Source organism: Desulfitobacterium dichloroeliminans LMG P-21439, assembly GCF_000243135.2.
GTDB classification, from domain to species: Bacteria; Bacillota; Desulfitobacteriia; order Desulfitobacteriales; family Desulfitobacteriaceae; genus Desulfitobacterium; species Desulfitobacterium dichloroeliminans.
The window spans coordinates 3,278,595-3,298,759 of record NC_019903.1; the positions used below are offsets into that span (position 1 = coordinate 3,278,595).

Annotated in this window: 13 protein-coding genes; 6 read left to right on the forward strand and 7 right to left on the reverse strand. The window is 46.4% G+C overall.

What is annotated here, in order from left to right:
* Positions 1-46: 46 nt before the first annotated feature.
* Both DESDI_RS15610 and DESDI_RS15615 read right to left on the reverse strand, forming a co-directional pair.
* On the reverse strand, positions 47-3,337 hold the full coding sequence (locus DESDI_RS15610; RefSeq protein WP_015263575.1) for a cell wall-binding repeat-containing protein: 3,291 nt from the start codon (positions 3,335-3,337) through the stop codon (positions 47-49).
* Between the two features lie 490 nt (positions 3,338-3,827).
* Positions 3,828-5,489, reverse strand: coding sequence for an N-acetylmuramoyl-L-alanine amidase (locus tag DESDI_RS15615; protein WP_083879880.1), 1,662 nt, complete (start codon positions 5,487-5,489; stop codon positions 3,828-3,830).
* A gap of 501 nt (positions 5,490-5,990) precedes the next feature.
* On the opposite strand from DESDI_RS15615, the gene DESDI_RS15620 reads away from it, so the two are divergent.
* The gene (locus tag DESDI_RS15620; protein WP_015263577.1) at positions 5,991-8,051 is read left to right on the forward strand and encodes a cell wall-binding repeat-containing protein; all 2,061 of its coding nucleotides are present in this window, start codon (positions 5,991-5,993) and stop codon (positions 8,049-8,051) included.
* Positions 8,052-8,117: 66 nt separating this feature from the next.
* Here the strand turns inward: DESDI_RS15620 and DESDI_RS15625 are convergent, their stop codons facing one another.
* Both DESDI_RS15625 and relB read right to left on the reverse strand, forming a co-directional pair.
* Positions 8,118-8,384: a type II toxin-antitoxin system RelE family toxin gene (locus DESDI_RS15625; RefSeq protein WP_015263578.1), complete on the reverse strand. Its 267-nt coding sequence runs from the start codon at positions 8,382-8,384 to the stop codon at positions 8,118-8,120.
* Positions 8,384-8,605: a type II toxin-antitoxin system RelB family antitoxin gene (relB, locus tag DESDI_RS15630; RefSeq protein ID WP_015263579.1), complete on the reverse strand. Its 222-nt coding sequence runs from the start codon at positions 8,603-8,605 to the stop codon at positions 8,384-8,386. Before relB ends, DESDI_RS15625 begins: the two co-directional genes overlap by 1 nt.
* A 266-nt stretch (positions 8,606-8,871) precedes the next feature.
* Between relB and DESDI_RS15635 the strand changes: the two genes are divergently transcribed.
* The 5 genes from DESDI_RS15635 to DESDI_RS15660 all read left to right on the forward strand — a co-directional run bounded on the left by DESDI_RS15635 (position 8,872) and on the right by DESDI_RS15660 (position 15,879).
* Positions 8,872-9,984 carry a DegT/DnrJ/EryC1/StrS family aminotransferase gene (locus DESDI_RS15635; protein ID WP_015263580.1) on the forward strand — a complete coding sequence of 371 codons (1,113 nt, stop codon included), beginning with the start codon at positions 8,872-8,874 and terminating at the stop codon, positions 9,982-9,984.
* Positions 9,985-10,017: 33 nt separating this feature from the next.
* Complete coding sequence (locus DESDI_RS15640; RefSeq protein ID WP_015263581.1) at positions 10,018-11,349, forward strand: O-antigen ligase family protein; 1,332 nt, start codon at positions 10,018-10,020, stop codon at positions 11,347-11,349.
* Positions 11,346-12,737, forward strand: coding sequence for a glycosyltransferase family 4 protein (locus DESDI_RS18355; RefSeq protein WP_015263582.1), 1,392 nt, complete (start codon positions 11,346-11,348; stop codon positions 12,735-12,737). Before DESDI_RS15640 ends, DESDI_RS18355 begins: the two co-directional genes overlap by 4 nt.
* A 473-nt stretch (positions 12,738-13,210) precedes the next feature.
* Complete coding sequence (locus DESDI_RS15655) at positions 13,211-14,470, forward strand: glycosyltransferase (protein WP_015263584.1); 1,260 nt, start codon at positions 13,211-13,213, stop codon at positions 14,468-14,470.
* Positions 14,470-15,879 (forward strand): flippase, encoded by a 1,410-nt coding sequence (locus tag DESDI_RS15660; protein WP_015263585.1) that lies wholly within the window; start codon positions 14,470-14,472, stop codon positions 15,877-15,879. The genes DESDI_RS15655 and DESDI_RS15660 overlap by 1 nt, the downstream gene beginning before the upstream one ends.
* A 13-nt stretch (positions 15,880-15,892) precedes the next feature.
* On the opposite strand, the gene DESDI_RS15665 is transcribed toward DESDI_RS15660, so the two are convergent.
* The 3 genes from DESDI_RS15665 to DESDI_RS15675 all read right to left on the reverse strand — a co-directional run bounded on the left by DESDI_RS15665 (position 15,893) and on the right by DESDI_RS15675 (position 20,076).
* Positions 15,893-17,332 (reverse strand): ATP-binding protein, encoded by a 1,440-nt coding sequence (locus DESDI_RS15665; RefSeq protein WP_015263586.1) that lies wholly within the window; start codon positions 17,330-17,332, stop codon positions 15,893-15,895.
* A gap of 246 nt (positions 17,333-17,578) precedes the next feature.
* Positions 17,579-18,967, reverse strand: coding sequence for an ATP-binding protein (locus tag DESDI_RS15670; RefSeq protein ID WP_015263587.1), 1,389 nt, complete (start codon positions 18,965-18,967; stop codon positions 17,579-17,581).
* A gap of 182 nt (positions 18,968-19,149) precedes the next feature.
* A complete protein-coding gene (locus tag DESDI_RS15675) occupies positions 19,150-20,076 on the reverse strand; it encodes an N-acetyltransferase (protein ID WP_015263588.1) in 927 nt (308 codons plus the stop codon).
* Positions 20,077-20,165: the final 89 nt, after the last annotated feature.

Consider the following 20,165-nt stretch of genomic DNA (forward strand, 5'->3'; position numbering starts at 1 on the left):
GTCACCAAGCAAAGAGCTATACAGAATTCAGTTGGAATCCAATGACTTAAGGTACGATCTTAATTTGGACGGTCTTAACGAATCCGCCAACAACTGCACTGATCTTAGCAGTTCCAGCATTCAGAGTACCACCAATTTTGCCATCAGCATCAACAGTCATTCCAGTTGTACCAGCATCGACCAATACGATCCGGTCAAATGCCATACCCTTCTTACCGTATTGATCTACAGCATAGAAGTATACTTCGGAAGCTGTTGCAGTTCCAGTGGTATCGTACTTAGTGAGGTAGTTGCCAGCAACTAAGCCATTAGCAACAAGAGATCCAGCTTTGACAGTCAGGGTACCACTAGCGTAAGAAACACCAGCGAAAGAAGTGTCATAAGCGAATTCAATAGACTTAGCTACAGGGCTCTCTTTAGTGGACTTGATTGCTGTAGTTAGAGCGTGAACAGCATTATCTGCACCAAGAACGGTTACGTTAAGGTTAGCAGTAGCTTCAGTCGTAGTATCTGGTAATTTGTTGGCAAGAACTTTGACACTCTTATAGTTGCCACCAGATGCTCCAGCAGATACTACGAAGCGAGAGGAATCAACGGAAGCGCCAAGTACCGGAGTACCTCTTAAGACAACTTTTGCTCCGGAGGTAGTAGTACCATAGACTTTAGGATTGGCAGTATATGCTTTTTCTTGATCTGTGAGCGCAGATCCATCCACATTTACTGTGTAGAGGGCGCTGCTTACTGCATCGATAGTGTAACCTTTAATATCTTTGTCTTGAAGTACGGTGAAGGTTTGAGCTTTAGAATCGATCACTACATCATCAGTTGTAGCAACTGTGCCAGCTGTGTCAATCAGATCAAAACGTACGGTTGCAGTTCCAGCAGCAAGCGCATTAACTGTGATTGCAGTTTTACCTGATGTTGCCGCACCTGTAGCAGTGATGACACTTGTTGCGTCAGAATAAGCCGTAACTTTGTATGGTTGTGCTTTATCAGCTGTAGTCATATCAATGACTCGGCCATATTGGTCTTTGACTTCAAAGCCACCTGCATCATATCCAAAGTCGATGGTTTGGATTGCGCCTGGAGTTGTTGCAGAAGATGCTTGCATCAAGCTCTTCAGAACTGTGGAATCCAGACTCAAAGCATCTGCTTTAACAGGTTTCTGAATGTTAATGGTAAGGCTACTGAAGCTACCAGTTTTGGTAACTGCAGAGATAATTGTCGGAATAGTACTTGTGCTGTTGTTTGTTACTGGGTCATTCTTGATTGAAGCGGTTCCGTCAAGATTTTTAACCCAATACGCGCCAGTGAGTTTTACAATTTGCTCACCAACAATATCACTTCCTACTAAGTCGGTCCATTTGGTAAGCTGTTTTCCGTTTTGATCGTAAGCAGCAAATGGAATTACTTTTGATTCTGTAGAAGCAATTGCATCCGCAGGTGCAAACAAGGTAATTTTATCAACTTCAGCTTGTTTCTTCAGGGTTGTGCTCAGTTGAGAAGTTTTTCCGGTCCAAGTCATCGCTGTGATAACAACTGGCATATCAAGTGTAATCGAAGCAGAAGTAGTTGTTACTTTGATTAAACCTTTGGAGGAATCTTTAGGATCTTGAACAAGCTCAGCCTTTACATATGGGCTAGAGGTTGTCAGTAGATCTCCAGTTTGGAGAATCAAGCCTTGTTTCAAGAGGGTATAGCTGTTTGTAAGATTACCGCTGATGTCTTTAGCAGTATAGTCTACATAGAATACATCAGTAGTGCTTCCAGCAACTAGCTCTTTTCCGTCAGCGTTGGTCAACTTTGTGAGTTGAATATCGCTTAGGGTTCCAATTTGTGAGGTAGCTGCCAAAGTAGCACTTGTGGAAACTCCAGAAGACATGTCGTTAGCGGTGATCACAATTCCACCTGTGAAGGTCAGGAGGTTCAGGCCAGTAGTAGGAGTAATTGTCAGTAATCCTTTTCTTCCGGTTACATCACCTACTCCAGATTGGAACTGAACATTGTTTGCCAAAGCAGCATTGGTAATATCAATACCGTACTGGTCAACGATTTTGTAGGTTGCATAACCTGTTTGAGTTGTAATACCAGCACTTGAGGTGTTGACAACACCTAGTTTGGTGGAGGTAATTTCAATCTTAGCAACTTTTTGTTCTGTTACTTTAACTTCACTGGTTCCTAAGCTAGTTGCGTCATTTTTCACAGCAACAGTATAGGTTCCTGTTACAAAATTAGAAGATTTAGCTAAAGTAGCTTCTGTTTTAGCTTCATTCCAAGAAACCGATACGGTTACAGGAGCAGTAGCTTGTTTCACTTCGAAGGTAACCTTAGCAGTATCAGCAGGTGCCTTACTAAACTTAACTTTGAAAGTGCTAGCACTAGCTGCAGTCACGCTTTCAACTTTGAATTCTCCAGTGGAAGGAGCACCATTCTTAACAGCATCAAGAGCTGCATTGCTAACAACAGCTGCGCCACCAAGAGCAACGATAACGCTGTCATCAGCTAAATCAGCAGACACATCAGCTTTAACGGTTTTTCCGTCAGTTAAGATGATTGGGGAGTTGGTTTGAGCAGCAAGAACAGATCCTACGAGAGCATCTGCCAGAGTAGCTCCATTACCAACATAGACTTTGCCGAATTCGAAATCAAGAGCTTCGATTACAGCAGCGTTAGTTGCGTAACGATCAGCACCGTAGAGACGGTCAGCGCCAGTGATGTTCTTAACGAGTGTAGGTCCACCGATGATGTAATCGGCTTCAGTACCAGCAGGTACGGAACCATCACGGTCAGCAACAACGATAGCATAGTTGTTAGCAGCAGCGTAAGAAGCTACGGACATAGCATCAGCAACGCCGTTATAACCAACAACAATGTTTCCTGCAGGAGCAGTTAATTTTGCGTTGATTTTAGCAGCAGTTTCTACACGGCTAGCGCCTTGGATAGCTTCAACATTGAAGCCAGCAGCTTTTAGCTCGTCAACTACAGCTTGGCTAGCAGCAGCACCGACAACGATAACATCTTTCACGCCAAGGTCTTTGAGTGAATCAACAACCTTATTGTTCATGTCTGCTTTGTCAGTTAGATAAATAGGAGCATCTTCTTGAGCAGCTAAGGGAGCTGCAGCAAGAGCATCAACGAGGTTAGCGGGGTTACCAGCTGCAACAACAGCTGTGTCTGCAGAAGCATATGCTTTTTCTGCGATTGCAATCGAGGTTTCGTATCTGTCGGCACCTGCTAAGCGTTCAGTCGTAGTAGCTGCGAAGACGCTTGCTGGAGCCATAGACAGTACCATACCGGCGATAGCTAAGGAGGCTAAAGCCTTTTTTGTCTTTTTCATGTAGTGAATTTCTCCTCTCATTTACGTGGTAACGTTTTTGTGTCTTCCGAAGTCGCGGCCACATTGTGTTTTTCTTAATTAAGAAAGTAACCTATGTACCGTACCTCTCACCTGCGATGATCAGTGGTCGTCACTCACCCCCTTAATATAAGCCGCAAATCTTTAGACATTGCGCAATATCTAAAGGCATCCCACCCCTTAACGGGGGCGTCCCCCCTAGGAGGCTTACGCCTCTCGGGTGGCTTACCCTTTAGACAAAGTTAATGAAGAAACCCTAAACGGGTTCTACACTCGTATAACTATTCGATGCGGAAAACAATATTCCTGCATTCTCTCGGAAATTTTCGCAAGAAAATATTGGGAGATTCGAATCCTACGAGTTGCATAGATTAGTTTACCTAATAATCAAGGTTTTTTCTATACCTTTTGTAAATTATTTTATTAACTTTTTCTTAATTACCATGCTTTTGTCCATAAATTCGGGTTTTTTCTAATAACCCCGGTAAATTAGAATGCCTCGATAGATCCCTAGAGCTGCTTTTTGTTGGAATTCTGGACTAATGATCAATTTCTCTTCTAGAGGGTTTGAAATAAAGCCTAGTTCTACAAGAATGGCCGGCATGGTGGTGTTCTTAATCACATAAAAGTTGGCCGTCTTGACTTTGCGGTCCTGAAGCTCCACTTGCTTGATCACTTCTTGCTGAACTGCTGTAGCCAGTTTTCTTCCTTCTTCACCTCTGGGATTCCCCGCGGAAATATAAGTCGTCACTCCCCCTGCTTCTGGATTGGAAAAAGCATCGTTGTGTATAGAGACGTAAACATCGGCACGAATCTGATTCGCAATTTTGACCCGAGTTTGTAAATCTTTTAACTCTACATAACTTGAGCCGGAGGGCGGGACATCCCCGGTACGGGTCATCACAACTTTGGCTCCCGCTTGGCGGAGTAGATTCGTTAGATTTAACCCCACCGGGAGGGTTGAGTTCTTCTCATAGGAGCCACTGGGCCCTACCGCTCCCACATCCTTTCCCCCATGCCCCGGGTCCACCACCACGGTGAGGCCGGCTAAGAGATAGGGCGGCTGAAGGGTTCCGGCGACGATCCCTCTGACACGGTCGGAGAGTATAACTTCCCCACCGATCATCGTAACCAAGAGCTGATTCTCTGTGGCATTGCCCATGGCGGAATAAGTGATGGCCGGTAGTCCGGCGTGACTGGACATAAACAGGTGGGCATTCTGCTTGACGGCTAAGGCACCGGTGACTAAAGCATCAGGGAAATTCTCGCCTGTGACGAGAAAAGCCCGTTGCTCCCCAGAAGCGTCAGCCGGGTCCGTCCCGAACTCTTCTTGAGTAAATAAAAAGGCTTGGGCAGCGGTCGCATAGCGGTCTTTGCCGCTCAGTCGCGTCATTCCGGTTAATCCTTCTACTATAGTAGGGGCAATGACTCCCTCTCCTCCGACCACGATGGTCCGGGTCACGGCTTCAGCCTCTTCATTGAGCTGGTAAGCGCCGAACCCTTCTAGCCTATGCCGAGTGATTGTGGGTAGTTCTTGGGCTTTCGTGAGCAGGATGGGGGTCTCGGTGATACCGGCATAGGGTCCGATAGCTAGGGCATCGGGGAAATTCTCGCCACTGGTGAGGACCACTTGGCCATTACCTCCTAAGTGATCGGCCACCAGTGCGGCGGTCTCATAGCGGTCCGCTCCACCGATGCGTTCCCAAGTCAGTCCGGCAGTTTCTAGAGCCTCGCTAATCGGTGTTCCCATCACCCCGGCCCCTCCCAGTAGGATTACATGACTGGCCTTGAGCCGTTGAATTTCCACTAAAACTTCTTGGTCCAAACCCTTCGAGCCAGTCAGGAGAATGGGTGCATCATAGCGCTTGGAAAGGGGGACCGAGACCAAGGAATCTGGGAAAGCATCCCCGCGGGCCAGGAGAACGGTCTGAGCTTCGCTCCAGCCTTCTTGGGAAATCATTATTGCTGTCTCAATGCGCGTTGCTCCGTAGAGGCGATCGACTTCTGCTGTCAGGGGAGCTGCTCCAACCGGTGCTTGACCTAATAGCCAAAGACTAAAGGAAGCGGCGAGGAGAGCGCTCCATCTTTTCGGTGGTAACCACACGGAAAACCCTCCTTGATCATTATTAACCATAGTTACAGTTGGTGGTTTAGATAACACCTGGTTCATTAGGTACTTTTGGTACTTTTGGTACTTTTGGTACTTTTGGTACTTTTGGTACTTTTGGTACTTTGCATGTTTCGACGAGAGATTACTGAATCCTTTTGGGAATCTTGACCATCTACTAGGCAAGTAGTAGTCATGTCAGCCTCTTTGCGGTTGCTGAGAACTGCAAGTCCTTATATAGTAATAGACTAACTAGGGTCCACTTTTCTTCCTCTTAGATATGTTAAAAATTTATTAACTCTTGCTCTTCCTATTTTTTTGTAAAGGGATTCTTTGCTTTTTAGCGAAGTATTCGCAGAGACGACAGAGAACTGTCCGTTAAATGTAGATTCGTGTCAGATTTCATTGACTGTAGTAGTCTAAAATCAAGGGTGCTTCCTAGTTATGTTCTTATGTAAAGTACGTATGTAGGGGCGACCTAAGTGTCGGTCATCCTAGTATTGAAGTGTAACGAAAAAGGAGAGAAAAATGAAAAGAACTACAAAAACCGCCGTCGTGGTTTTGACAGCATTCACCCTTTTATTCACAAGCCCAATGATGATGCCTTTGGCACCTCAAGCGGTTCAGGCGGAAACTTCCATAACTCAACCTTTGCGCTTAGCGGGGACCTCTCGCTACGATACGGCGATCCAAGTTTCCCAAGGGGGATGGAATTACGCTGAGTCCGTTGTTTTGGCTCGTGGGGATGATTTCCCCGATGCTTTGGCCGGTGTGGTGCTGACCAAGAGCGTGAATGCTCCCTTGCTATTAACAGAAACTAAACAGCTAACCACTGGAGTATTAGATGAGATACAGCGCTTAGGGGCATCGACAGTTTACATCTTAGGGAGCCGGGGGGCTGTCTCTGAAGAAGTGGAAAATGCTCTGATTAATGAAGGATTGCAAGTGGAGCGTCTCGAAGGGACGGACCGTTATATTACAGCCAGTGAAATCGCTAAGGTTGCTGTGCCCCAGACTGAAAAGGCCTTCCTGGCTTTGGGCACGGATTTCCCCGATGCTTTAAGCATCTCCTCTTATGCTGCTGCTCAAGGAATTCCTCTACTTTTGACCGAGAAGAAAAAGGTCCCTGAGGTGACATTGGAAACCTTGCAAAGCTTAGGAGTCAAAGAAGTGACCCTAATCGGGGGTGAAGGGGTTATTCTTCCCGAGGTAAAAGTTCAGTTGGAAGAATTGGGCTTTGGGGTGGATCGTTTAGCCGGAACCGATCGCTATGGAACGAATCTGGAAATCCTCAATGGGTTAAGCTTTAATAATGAAGCTATTTATGTCGCTACGGGCACAAAGTTTCCGGATGCCTTGGCCGGAGCTGCCTTAGCCGCTAAGAACAATAACCCGATTGTTTTGGTCCCGCAAAAGGATCTTAAGGAAGAAAGCCTAGATTATCTGGGAGCACGCCGAGGGGATGGATCGCACTTTACCCTGCTGGGTGGCTGGGGAGTGATTAGCTACGGTATGGAAAGCATTATTCGCACGGGGAATCTGCATCCCAAGATTTCCCTGCAATACTGGGATGGTTATGCCAAATACGAAACCTATCTCAATCAACTCTCGATGATCCCTAATCAAGCTACGGATTATGTGGACTATGTCTCCCCCAACTGGCGCTCCTCCATCGGTGCGGATGGAACCTTGAAGCTGGTTTGGGAGGAAGGCTCCAGCAATTATCGTCAGCTCACCAATATGGCTCATGGCCTAGGGATGAAGGTTCTGCCTCTGATCAATGGTAGCGGCGCCACCATCAATACTCTGCTGAAGAGTCCCGCAGCTCAAGAAAAATTGATTGCCGAGATTGTGAAATTGCTTAATGATACCCGTTCTGATGGGGTGATCATCGATTTTGAGACACCTTTAGATTATGGTGATGCTAAGGACCCTTATGATGGGGTGAGAAATGACTTAACTCGCTTTATGGAATCGCTTTACGCCGAGTTAAAGCCCATGAATAAAATTGTAGTAATGACTGTGATGCCGCGGATGTCCTCCAGTCAATATTGGCTGGATGCCTTCGATTATGAAGCACTCTCTCATACTGTGGATTATATGCATGTCATGACCTACGACCATCATTACCGAACCTCCGCCCCGGGGGCGATCGCTCCTTATCCATGGATCAAACAGGTTCTTACCTATGTAAAAGATCAAGGGGTGGATATGAGCAAGGTCATGATGGGACTGCCCTACTACGGACGGGATTGGGTGGTCACCGGGAAGGATACGAACGGCAATCCCACTTATAATTCCACCGCTTTTGGCTATTCTAAGGCCTTGGAGATTGCGGATGCTTATGGTGCGGAGATCACTTACTCCAAGGACAATGATAAAGACCCTGTCGGTACCCCAACCTTTAAGTATACGGACGATAAGGGTGTCGAGCATACGGTGTTTTTCGATGATTTCACCAGTTGGAATGCCAAGCTGGGGGTCATCAATGAGTTTGGCCTAGCCGGTGTCGGTCCTTGGGCCATGGGCTGGGTGGATGAAGAAACTGCTGAAGGTCTCTATCCTCTGCTCAATCAGCATCTACGGTAGAACCCATCGCATGAAAAAGGGAGTGTTGTCTACTACTTATATAGTAGATAACGCTCCCTTTAGTAACTAGCTTTTATATACCTCTCTTCTATGGCCGATACTCACTATTAATAGGGTGATTTTACTATCCTGTATCTCAGCAAGCAAACGATAATCGCCCACCCGATAACTCCATCTACTGTCTAAATTGCCCTTAAGCGCTTTGCCGTGGAGACGGGGATTCTCGCACCCCTCCAAATTCTTGCGTATCCAAGCCAGAATAAGAAGGGCCGTCGGTCTATCCATATTTTTTATTTCCTTTTTGGCTCCTTCAGTAAGGACGACGTGATACATCAGCTTAAACCCAGTTCCTTTTCAACTTCCTCTAGCGAGTAAGTCACGGGATTTTTACGATATTCGGCCATTGCTTTTTCATATACTTCAAGATCATATTCATCTTCGATCTGCTCAAGGATTGCTTTCCTCATAACATCAGATACGCTTTGTTTTTTTAATGTTGCATAACTCTTAATGAGTTCTGCTTCTGCAGGACTCAGTCGAATAGAAATCGTCATTAGGCAAACCACCTTTCGTTTGCAATACTCTATTGAAATACATTGTATTGCAGGACCCTGTCTTTTGTCAACCACGCGAACAGCAATTTATCAAGCAGTATCCTTCGCCCGCACACAGGAAGATGCTATGCTACTTTTTTAGACAGAAACCCTAGGACGGTCCTTGAAAAGTGACCTTATTCGTTGTACCCTTAAGTGTAGAATTTTGTCCCATTTAACCGAACTAATTATAAAGCACTATGTTATGATGAAAGGACGAATCGACTATGTCTATTCCATTGTTAGATTTGAAAGCCCAATATCTTGCGATTAAAGAGGAAATTGACCAGGCCGTCTTAGGGGTTCTGGATTCAAGTAAATTTATTTTTGGCCCTGAGATGAAAACCTTTGAAGAGGAAATTGCCGCCTACTGCGGTACGAAACACGCTGTTGCTGTGGGCAATGGTACGGATGCTTTAGTCATTGCTTTAAAGGCTTGCGGAATTGGCCCAGGGGATGAAGTGATCACCAGTCCCTTTACATTTTTTGCTTCTGCGGAGAGCATTGCCCAAGTAGGGGCAACCCCGGTGTTTGTGGAGATTGATCCTCAGACCCTGAATATGGACGTGGCCAAGCTGGAAGCGAAGATCACGGCTAAGACCAAAGGGATTATTCCAGTACATATTTTTGGCCAAATGGCGGATATGGATCCGATCTTAGGGCTGGCGCAAAAGTACAATTTAAAAGTGATTGAGGATGCAGCTCAAGCTATAGGGGCAGAATATAAAGGGCATAAAGCTGGCTCTATGGGAGATGCGGGGACCTTTAGCTTTTTCCCGACCAAGAATCTGGGCGGATATGGGGACGGCGGGATGATCGTCACCAATGATGATGCTTTGGCAGAAGAAGCTCGCGTCCTGCGTTTCCACGGTTGTAAGACGAAGTATTATCATGATGAGATTGGCTATAACAGCCGTCTTGATGAGCTGCAAGCGGCGATTCTGCGGGTGAAGCTGCGCTATATAGATGAGTGGAATCAAGGACGGGCTCATAAGGCCGCTGTCTACGATCAACTCTTAGCTCCTTTGGCTGCCGAGGGGAAGGTTATTTTACCTTATCAAGAGGCTGAGCTGAAGCATGTGTTCCATCTTTATGTGCTGAGAACCGCTGAACGGGAAAAGCTAATGGCAGCTTTGACAGCCAAGGGTATCGCTAACGCCATCTATTATCCGGTTCCTCTACACCTGCAAAAAGCCTTTGCGGATCTCGGCTATCAGGTAGGGGACTTCCCGCTGGCTGAAGAAGCTTGTACTCAAGCTTTGGCCATCCCTTGCTATCCCGAATTAACGGATAGTCAGCTACATGAGATTGCTCAAGTCATCCTTGAGGTTTTGGGTTAGTCCGGTATTGAATAGGGTACTGAGGAGGAATTTATGTTTTGGAATAATGGACTGACTAAAGGTAACGATAGCCGTTTAATCCTTTTGCTTCTGGTGATGCTTTCGGCCATGCTGCTTCCTTCCTTTGAAATCCACCCAACGCTCCCGAACATCCGGGTCGATGAGTTGCTTTTATTCGGAGTATTTGGTCTGAATATCTTGGCTTTTATTTTTAAAGGCTTTCGCTTTTCGCCAAATGCCCGGGAAGAGCTGCGTCTTCAGAATAAGGCCCTAAGGCGAATTGTTCTCATTTTTGGCTGCTTGGTCCTTTCCTATGCTATTTCAAACTTTTACGGGGTTGTCATTCTCGGAGCCGGAGCATACGGTTTACGGGATGTTATGGAGCTAGTGACGTTTTTTAAGTACTTTCTCGTGGTTACCTTAGTCCTCTCCATCAACTTACGGGATGCTGAGTTTGCTGTCCTAAGCTATACCTTCTTGGGGGCTTTATCCTTCTTGATTCTTTTCAGTTTTGCGCAAAGTCTTAACCTGTTTAATCTGAACACTTGGTTCTCGCCCTTTTTCAACCCGAACCACTGGGAAACCATGATTCTCGGCAACCCAGCGCGGGTCTTGGGAACCTTTGATAACCCCAATGTGTTCGGAACGTTTACCGTCATGACTTTAGCTTTCTTGGTGGCCCGTTACTATTTTGTGGAATCGAAGATTTACTTCCCCTTACTTCTGCTGATTCTGATCGGGTTGGTTATTAAGGTCGAGTATTTGACCATTTCCCGCACGGCCTTAGCAGGGATCGGGATTGTTTTGATGATCTTAAGCATTTGGGCTTTCTTCTATTATAGGAGAAGCAAAGGAATCTTACTGAGGATAGGAGCCTTGTTCCTCGTGACCATGGTGCTTTTTGCCACGGCCTCTGATGGTTTCTTCGTCCGCTTAACGGACGGCTTCAACTTCTCCACAAGCAACTCCTTCATCGGCCACGTGGAGCGTCTGGGGGCCGCTGTCGGTTCTATATGGCAATCTCCGGTTTTCGGCTGGGGTACCCAAAAGTATGCCATGACCACCGTGGTGGATAATGAGTATGCTCTTTTCACCCGTCGTTATGGGTTTGTGGGGCTGGCCGTTTATCTGTGGTTCTTCATTCAACCTTGGCTGTTGGGCTTGAAACGCTATCGTGCCGAGGCGGCAGGTCGGATGAAGGAGTATTTCGATGTAAAGACTTGGATTGGTATGGGGTATATGGCTCTTTTGCCGGCAGTTTTCCTCTATAATTTTATGGCTGGGGTGTTCTATAACCTTCAGCTAATGACCATCTTCTGCATTATAATCGGCTTGGTGTATAACACTGCGAGGGATGACTATTGAAAATCTGCGTTTTAACCTCGGCCCATCCACCATTGGATGCCCGCATCTTTTATAAGGAAGCCTGCTCTTTACGAAGGGCAGGCTATGATGTCGTACTCATCGCCCCATATCCCCGACAGAGGCAGGGAGGCGACAGTTCTTGCGAAACGGGGTCATGCGAAAAGGGGTCAGGTCCCAGTTCTCAGGGTCCCAATTCTCACGAGGCTGGGGTGTCCGAAACGAGAAGGTCGGGCGCGGCGGGGTACCCGCAGGAAGAAATCGTAGAAGGAATTCGGATTCGCTATGTTCCCCCTTTCGCCTCGAGGCTCCAGCGGGTTCGCAATTTGCGGGCCATCTATCACGCCGCTGTGGAGGAACAGGCCGACCTATATCATTTTCATGATCCTGATCTGATCTGGACGGGATTAACCCTCCAGAAAAAACTGGGCAAGCCGGTGATCTATGATGTCCATGAGTATTATGCCGACAGCCTGAAGACACGGTATTGGCTACCCGCACCCTTGCGCAAAACAGCCGCAGCTGTATTCGAACGACTGGAGAAAGGTGCCGCGAGCCGCTTTGCCGGAATCATGACGGTAAACCACCACATGGAGGGTTTATTTAAGCAGTATAATCCGGTGGGGGCCAGCTTGTTTAACTTTCCTCTGCAAGAGCAGTTCCAGTTTGAACGACCGAGTTCGAAGTTCGGCGCAAAGTGCGAACTGGGGACAGGTCCCAGTTTTCAAGAAATCTCTGAGGAAGTCACTGAAGGGGCCGATGAGGAAGCTCAGGAAAGCTTTGATAGCTCTGACTGCTCTGGCGTCCCCGTGGGCACTGTTGCCCCAGTTATATTGTACCTAGGGGGAATCAATCGGGAACGGGGCTTAGAGGTCATTCTAGAGGCTATGCCCCTCGTGCGCGAGAAGCATCCCGATGCGGTGTGTAAGCTAGTCGGCCCCTTGGAGCTGGGAGGAATCTCTGAGAAATATCTTCCTATGGAGAATTGGCTGGAAAAGGGCAATATTCAGGTCCTAGGGAAAGTCCCCTATAGCCAAGTCCCCGCCATCCTCAGAGACAGTCATATAGCACTTGTGCCCTTACTCCCGACCCTAAATTACACAAAGGCCATCCCTGTGAAGCTCATAGAATACATGGCCGCTGGCCTGCCTGTGGTCGGCTCTCGCTTCGGCTACATAGAACAGATTTTACGCGAAGATGAATGCGGCAGCCTAGCCGAGCCCGGCGAACCCCAGTCTCTCGCCCAAGAGATATGCACCTTGATCGAAAACCCCGCTCAAGCCCTAAAATACGCCCAGAACGGCTGGGATGCTTTCCATGAGAAGTACTCCTGGGAAAGCGAAGAAAAGAAGCTCCTGGCGGTGTATGAACAGGTGCTTGGGGGGCAGTAAGGCAATCTCCAGCGACACTGATGATGCAAGCCATCGATAGAAAACCCAATAACTAGAACAGCTACATATAATCGACTCTCACTTAAAAGAATACCCAAGGATTTTGATATACAGAAGAGAGCGACTTCAAAGCGAGCAGCTACCCGTTCTTCGCGAAAAGCTTGCAGCGGAGTCGGGTTGGAAACAGGACGTTTCCAACCAGCTAGAGAGCCAAACAAGTGCGAAAAGCTCGCCCGCTTTTCGGGATGGCGATTTAGCCGACGAAATCCGGATGAGGATTTCGGCCAAGCCGCAAACCCCAAAGACATCTTATGCGGCGCAGGCCCACCCGACGGAGCCGAAAGCTTGAGTGCTAGAACGGGTGCGCGCAGCTTTCTAAGCGAACGTGTATAGCAAAATCCTGGAAACTCAACCCGAAGGCACGTAAATGCAAACAGGTACCTGTCCCCACTTTTCATCCAAGGAGGCCCACCATGAACGTTCTCGTGATTTCCCACCTCTACCCGACGGCAGCTCAGCCACTGAGTGGGATCTTCGTCCAACAGCAAATCGAGGCCATCCACGCTCAAGGTATCGAAGTCACACTGGTGAATCCGACTCCTTGGTTTCCGCGTGCCCTCAAGGGGCTAGGGAAATGGGGAAAATACGCCCAAGTACCCGATTATGAGCTCCATCAGGGCATGGATATTTACCACCCAAGAGTTCTCGAGTTTCCACGTGGCTATTTCTTTGCTCATTATCCCCTGACCTATCGCCTGGGGATGGGCAAGCTGATCGCTCGACTCGTACGCGAAAAGAAACCCGATCTGATTCATGCTCATGTGGCTCATCCCGACGGTGCTGCGGCTGTGGCTTTGGGAAAACAATACAATCTACCTGTGGTGGTCACCATTCATGGACAGGATTTTGCTCATACCTTGAACCGCTCGCCCCGCTGTGCTGAGAGCGTGAAGGACACCCTGCGCCAAGCTCGTCGCGTGATTCTCGTCAGTGATAAGCTGCGAGAGAATTATGGTCTGGAGCACTGGGCCGATAACCTTAGTAAGTATCGGGTGATTTACAACGGTGCGGAATTTGAGGATATAGATAACCAGACACAGGCGGAAGTGCAGAAGTCAGCTAGTAGCGAAAATGCTATTCCTAACGAACGGTGGCCGGTGCTGTTGACGGTGGGTTTTTTGCGGGAACCTAAGGGACATGCTTATGTCTTAGAGGCTCTTGCTCATTCCGAGCTGCTGAAGACTTATCCGGATTTGCTCTACCGCATCGCCGGTGATGGAGCGGAACGGCGGAACCTCGAAGCCAAGGTGAGTGCATTAGGTTTAGAAAAGCATGTGGAGTTTTTGGGGAGCCTCCCCCACCCCCAAGCCATGGCGGAGATGGCTCGCTGTGATATCTTTGTGATGCCCAGCTGGAACGAGGCTTTTGGGGTGGTTTATCTGGAAGCGCTCTCCCAAGGGAAACCGATCATCGGTACGAAGGGCGAAGGAATTGCCCCCCTCATCCATCGGGAAGAAGTTGGCTTGACTGTCCGTCCCCGCAACGCTGAGGATATTCGGCTTGCCATTGAAAAGCTATTAAGCAATCCGGACTTGGCCCAAGAGATGGGCAAAAAAGGACAAACTCTGGTGCGGGAGAACTTTACCTGGTCTCACAATGCCCGCCAGACCATCGCTTTATATCGTGAAGTCTTAACCGAAGGGAACCAAGGGTTAGGAGCTGAGCTAGTTTAATGGATACACGCCTTATTGCAAAAAACGCAACAGCCTTGGGGGTTTCTAGCCTCCTCGCCAAATCCATCGCAGCAGTGCTGGGGATTTTTGTGACCCGCTACTTAGGTCCCGGGCCTTTTGGTGATTACTCGACAGCCTATGCTTATGTGGGCACGATTATCATTTTTGCCGAGCTGGGGATTAGTCAATTGATGGTTCAGGAAGGTTCTAAAAATGCGAAGGTACTGCCCCAATATTTCGGCAATACCCTCTTGGTGAAGACCCTTTTGTGCGCGTTATGTTACCTTATCATGCTGCTTTTTATGTTTCCCTATAATGAAACGGTGCGAGCCATGGTCCTGGTTGTGGGGGTCGCCGTATGCTTTAATGCGATCAACCAATCCATCTATAATTACTATCAAGCTGTGCAGAAGATCTATATAGCTGCACTCTATCAGTTCCTAACGACCGTCTTGATAGCCGTCTTCACGATTATCGTGCTGGTGGCCGGTTTAGGGGTGGTCTCCATTACCTTTACCCATTTACTTGCTTATGCGATAACCACCGTCCTGCTGTATTTGGCTTTAAGAAAGGAAATTAAGCCTAGGGTGGAGTTGCCGACCCTGCCAAACATGGTAGTCCACGGTCTGCCCTTTGGGATTCATCGGATATTTTACAATGTTTTTACCCAATTCAGCATTTTAGCCCTCTCTTGGACTGCCACGAGTGAGGAAGTGGGGATTTTCTCGGCAGCCTATAAGCTGATCCTGATTCTGGTCTTTATCCCCAGTATGATGACCAGTGCTCTTTATCCCGTTCTCTACCAGCTGGGGGATTCCGACCGCAACCAGCATCAAGGGGTGATCGAAAAGGTGTTTAAGGCCCTGTCAGCAGTGGGTATCGCCGGTAGTACCTTATTCTTCGTCTTAGCCGGTCCACTGACGGTATGGCTTTATGATGGAAAGTTTAATGCCTCCATCCCCATCCTGATGATTGTCTGTTGGTTTTTAGCTCTGGAATGTATGAGCTTTTCCTTAGGGGATATCCTGACTACCACCGGTCGGCAAATGCAGAGAACGATAATTCAAGGGATTTCCCTAGCCCTTTTGGCAGGCTTGATCTTTGGCTTAAGGCCTTGGCTAGGATTATACAGCGCCGCCTATGGGATTATCATCGTGGAGATTTTCATCTTCTTGGCCTACTATGTGCTCATTCGCAAGAATGTCTATAAGATTCGCTTGTGGCGGCAGCTTCCTAGTACGATCATCTCGGCACTTTGCATGGCTGGGACGGCTTGGCTGCTTATCGACCTTCACCCTCTCCTTTCCGCTTCCGTGGCGGGTGTGGTGTTTTGCTTAGTTATCGTGGCGATCGATAAGGATTTCCGCAAAATCGGTGCTTATGTGGTGAGACGGGTGCTGAGACGGTAAAGAGTAGTGAAGCTTAATCTGCTTTACCTAAAAGATATAGGAGAATTAGTGCCGGAATTCTTACGACGGGCACTTGTGTATCATGATTACTGGCCCCATAGTCAGTAAGCTTTTTTGTTGCGATAAAGGCACTTGTAACCTGAGAGTTTGGATCTGATGCTAAGGTAACTACGGCATCTGAGGCAAGCACGGATGAGTCATTTCGGTATTTTACTTCACAGAGTACTTTCCCTGCCGGTTGATCGATAACAACATCTACTTCTTTTTGATTATCCTTTAGCTTTCTGAAATAACCAATTTTTGCAGTTTTTCCTTCATAAAATGAAACGAAGTGTTTAAATACTGCAGTTTCTACCATGATGCCCATTTCTCTTTCATTTGACTGTACGTTATCAATCATGAGCACAGCATTGCGTATCGCTGGGTCTGCAACATAGATTTTGGGTCTGCCTTTTAAGGCACCTTTGCTCCCAACATCGATGGGATTAGAGCGATAAATGAGATTTGACTTCTCTAGAAATTCGAGATAGTTTTCCAGTGTTGTGACACTTATATTACCCAACTCCTTAGTTGCGGTTTGGGCATTAAAGATTCCAGATGAGTTTATACACAGATATAAAAATAACTTTTCCATCAGTAGTGGGTTCCTCACGTTGAACAGGGTCAGAACATCTCTTTTGATAACCTTATCCACCACATCTTCACGGAGTAATCTTTGAGCATAAGTGTCATCATCCGATAGTACAAGCTCGGGAAAACCACCAATTAGTAAATAGCGATTAAAGTGCTGGACTAATGGTGAAAAAACATTTGCGAGCTCCGCAAATTCACCTTTTGTTAGATTTGCCAATTCTGACAGATGAATATTACTATTGAGGGCTGGACGTTCCTTTAACTGAAGTAATTCACAGTATTCATAAAAGGATAACGTCGGAATCTTGAGCATTGTCCATCTTCCCGCACCACTGTCTGCTGCTCCCTTTTGAATAATCGGACTAGCAGATCCGGTTGCTGTTAAACAAATATCTTGGCGGGAATCATATAATACCTTCATCCATAGCTCCCAGTTATTTGTATATTGAACCTCATCGAAGAACAAATATTTCTTCCCCTCAATTGGATAGAGCGATTCATAGATGTTTAAAACGTCATCAATGCTGATAAGCTTTACTAATGGGTTGTCAAACGTTATATAGAGAATATTTCTCGGTGCAACACCTTGTTTTAAAAGATCCTCAATCATTTGAAACATAATTGTAGTCTTCCCTACTCGTCTAGCACCAGACAATACCACAAACCTTCGAATTGAGGGATGGGTTAAAAACTTCATCGCTTCATTATAGGCAACTCTTTTCTGAGGCTTAGTTAGTGATTGGATTTTCTCTGGTTCCTTCCACCACTGGTTATAGTGTTGTAAGACTTTAATTACTTGTTCTTCGGATACCAAAGCCATAAAATCCACTCCTTATACTTTATACTATAATTATATCACGGAATAATTGATACTATACTATTAATTATTCTAGGTAAACTACAAGTGTGTTAAAATACGCGGAAAAGGTCAAGGGATTAGCTTGTATACAAGATAACCCTTGACCTAACCTTCTTACCATTATGTGTTAATCCGCAAGAATGTTCATAAGATTCGCTTATCGCGGCAGCTTGCCAGTATGATGTAGAATACGCACTTAAGGTTTTTTTACGATGATAACACGATGTCTGCTCGTTCTTTTGCCAAGATTTGCATTGCTTCACTAAACCCGTTTATACTGAACAAAACGTACCAGTTTTTACGCTCGCTTTGTTTCCAGGTCACGGCTTCTGATTTTTTAACTAAAGCGTAAAAAATGTCAGTGTCTACAGGTTTTTCATGATACTTACATTCGCCAAAAATCATATTCGTGCCCTTAGAATCGTAGGCAACAAGATCAATTTCTGTTTGGTTATCCCACCAACGCCCAGCTCTATTAAAGTAAAAGGGCCATTGTCCTTTGCTATTCAGATGCCATAATTCGCTAAGGCAGACCTCTTCATAAACATAAGCAACATGGTTATCGATGAAGTTTTCGCGTATTTTTCGCATAACAATATCTACTTGGTCGCGTTCCAAAAAGCTTAGATTAGGATAAACGAATCGAAACCAAAAACTAATGAAATTGTCCTTAATCTTATATAAACCACGCTTGCTCTTCTCGGGATGATCCTCGGTAATGGGTACCTGACGTTCTAATATATCCAGATCAATAAGTGTCCTTAGATATTTGGAAAGGCCTGTCTGCTTTACTTCCAAGGTGGCGGCTATTTTCGACAACTTTTGGTTGCCTGCGGCTACAGCCTTAATTACTGAAAAATAGCTCCCGATCTCTGAGACTTCGTTTTGTAGTAGGAAGTGGGGCTCTTCATATAAAAAACTGGCTTTATTCAAGACGTTTTTCCTAATGGCTGTGTAGATGTCACTATCCCCTTGAAACTGTTCAATATACTTCGGAACACCACCCGTGACCGCATAGCGTTCTATTAGTTCCTTTTTACTCTTATCTTTGAAGAATTCATTATAATAACGGAAATCAATCTGTTTTAACTTCTTTTGTCCCGTTCTTCTACCATATAAGGGACTGCTATAGGCTAAGGTTTGAGACTCCATCATTGAAATTAAGGAACCACACAGTACGATCATAATATTTTTATTCATTAAACTTGTATCCCATATCTTTTGGAATACAGAGGGAAAAGCCGAATTCGTTTTGCCTAAATATTGAAACTCATCGATAATTATCAGTAGCTTGGTTTTTGAGAGATACTCCATTAACGTATTAAATAGTGTCGCCCAGTCATTAATAACCGCTGTCTTCAGTAAAGAATTCTGCAAAAAATCTGCGACCGTGTCTTTAAAGGCATGGCGATTTTCCGTCTCAGACTCTTGGGTTGCCAAAAAGTAGATACTCGGCTTATTCTCCATAAACTTTGTCAAAAGCGCAGTCTTGCCTACACGTCTTCTTCCGTAAAGAACTACCAAAGATGATCCATCGCGTGTATATTCTCCATCTAAGAAATCTAATTCATCATGACGGTCAATAAATTCTTTCATGGATGCCACCTCCTAGAATTTATTATATCCCGAATTATTATAATTTAAAGTATAATAATTTCTTGATTTTTCGACAACCCTCTTCAATTGCCAAGGACCTAGCGCGCAGAACAAATAAGTCAAGGGATATCTCCTCGATGATGAGTAGATCCCTTGACTTTTACTTTTTATAACTATAGAGCTTAATCCTCAGGAAGCAATTCTTCCTCTGGTACTTCCCGCAACTCTTGGGCTGGGAAGCCTTTGACCACGCGCTTTTCTACAGTATCCTTGGTGACCAGTGCCCCGGCGGCGACAAAGGTCTCTGATGCAACGCGGACACCCGGCAGAAGAATAGAACCTCCACCCACTCGAGCTCCACGGCAGATCGTCGCTCCTCTGAGGGACTTAAAGCGTTTTTCGGTCCGGCCCATGTAATTATCATTCGTGGTGGTGACCATAGGAGCGATAAAGACCCGTTCTTCAATCTCCATATAGGCCGTGATGTAGGATCCGGTCTGAATCTTAGTGTAGGCACCGATGCGCGTATCATTTTCGACAGCGGCCCCGCTGCCGATGACCACATTCTTACCGATAGTGCAGCGTTCACGTACTAAGGCACCATCCCCTAGGAAGACCTGATCGCCGTAAGTAGTTCCGGCGTAGAGAACTGTAGAACAGCCTATAGTGTAACCCATCCCCATCTTCAGCGGTGGTAAATCCGCTTGGGTCTTCACCGTACTGGTAGCTGCTGCTTTGGGAAAACGTCCTACGGAGGCACTGCTGCCGATAAAGCCATCCTCACCGAGCTCCGTTTGCGGATAGATTGAGGTATGCTCTCCTATGCGAGTGCGTGCCCCGATACGAGCTCCAGAGCCCATGCTCACATGGGCGGCCAGTTGGCACCCTTCTCCGATAGTGACACCGGCAGCAACCGTCACGTGATGGCCTAGGGTAGAACCTGCGCCAATCGTTGCTCCTTCTTCGATGACACAGCCCACCCCTAGGGTAACATTCTCACCGAGGGTAACATTCCCTTGAATCACACAGAAAGGTGATATTGTTACGCTGCCAGGAACGATCGCTAAGGGGTCGATATAGACGGAGGGTTTGTTAGCTTGATCTTGCATATGTGCGACCTCGTTTCTAGAGACTTTAAAGCACGTAAAAGTAGTTTTTGGAGAGTTGGTCAGAGATATTTCTACTCCTATAAAAACTG

Coding starts and splice junctions, on each gene's coding strand:
- DESDI_RS15610 (WP_015263575.1), bottom strand. CDS start 3,337: ATGAAAAAGACAAAAAAGGCTTTAGCCTCCTTAGCTATCGCCGGTATG.
- DESDI_RS15615 (WP_083879880.1), bottom strand. CDS start 5,489: ATGGTTAATAATGATCAAGGAGGGTTTTCCGTGTGGTTACCACCGAAA.
- DESDI_RS15620 (WP_015263577.1), top strand. CDS start 5,991: ATGAAAAGAACTACAAAAACCGCCGTCGTGGTTTTGACAGCATTCACC.
- DESDI_RS15625 (WP_015263578.1), bottom strand. CDS start 8,384: ATGTATCACGTCGTCCTTACTGAAGGAGCCAAAAAGGAAATAAAAAAT.
- relB (WP_015263579.1), bottom strand. CDS start 8,605: ATGACGATTTCTATTCGACTGAGTCCTGCAGAAGCAGAACTCATTAAG.
- DESDI_RS15635 (WP_015263580.1), top strand. CDS start 8,872: ATGTCTATTCCATTGTTAGATTTGAAAGCCCAATATCTTGCGATTAAA.
- DESDI_RS15640 (WP_015263581.1), top strand. CDS start 10,018: ATGTTTTGGAATAATGGACTGACTAAAGGTAACGATAGCCGTTTAATC.
- DESDI_RS15655 (WP_015263584.1), top strand. CDS start 13,211: ATGAACGTTCTCGTGATTTCCCACCTCTACCCGACGGCAGCTCAGCCA.
- DESDI_RS15660 (WP_015263585.1), top strand. CDS start 14,470: ATGGATACACGCCTTATTGCAAAAAACGCAACAGCCTTGGGGGTTTCT.
- DESDI_RS15665 (WP_015263586.1), bottom strand. CDS start 17,332: ATGGCTTTGGTATCCGAAGAACAAGTAATTAAAGTCTTACAACACTAT.
- DESDI_RS15670 (WP_015263587.1), bottom strand. CDS start 18,967: ATGAAAGAATTTATTGACCGTCATGATGAATTAGATTTCTTAGATGGA.
- DESDI_RS15675 (WP_015263588.1), bottom strand. CDS start 20,076: ATGCAAGATCAAGCTAACAAACCCTCCGTCTATATCGACCCCTTAGCG.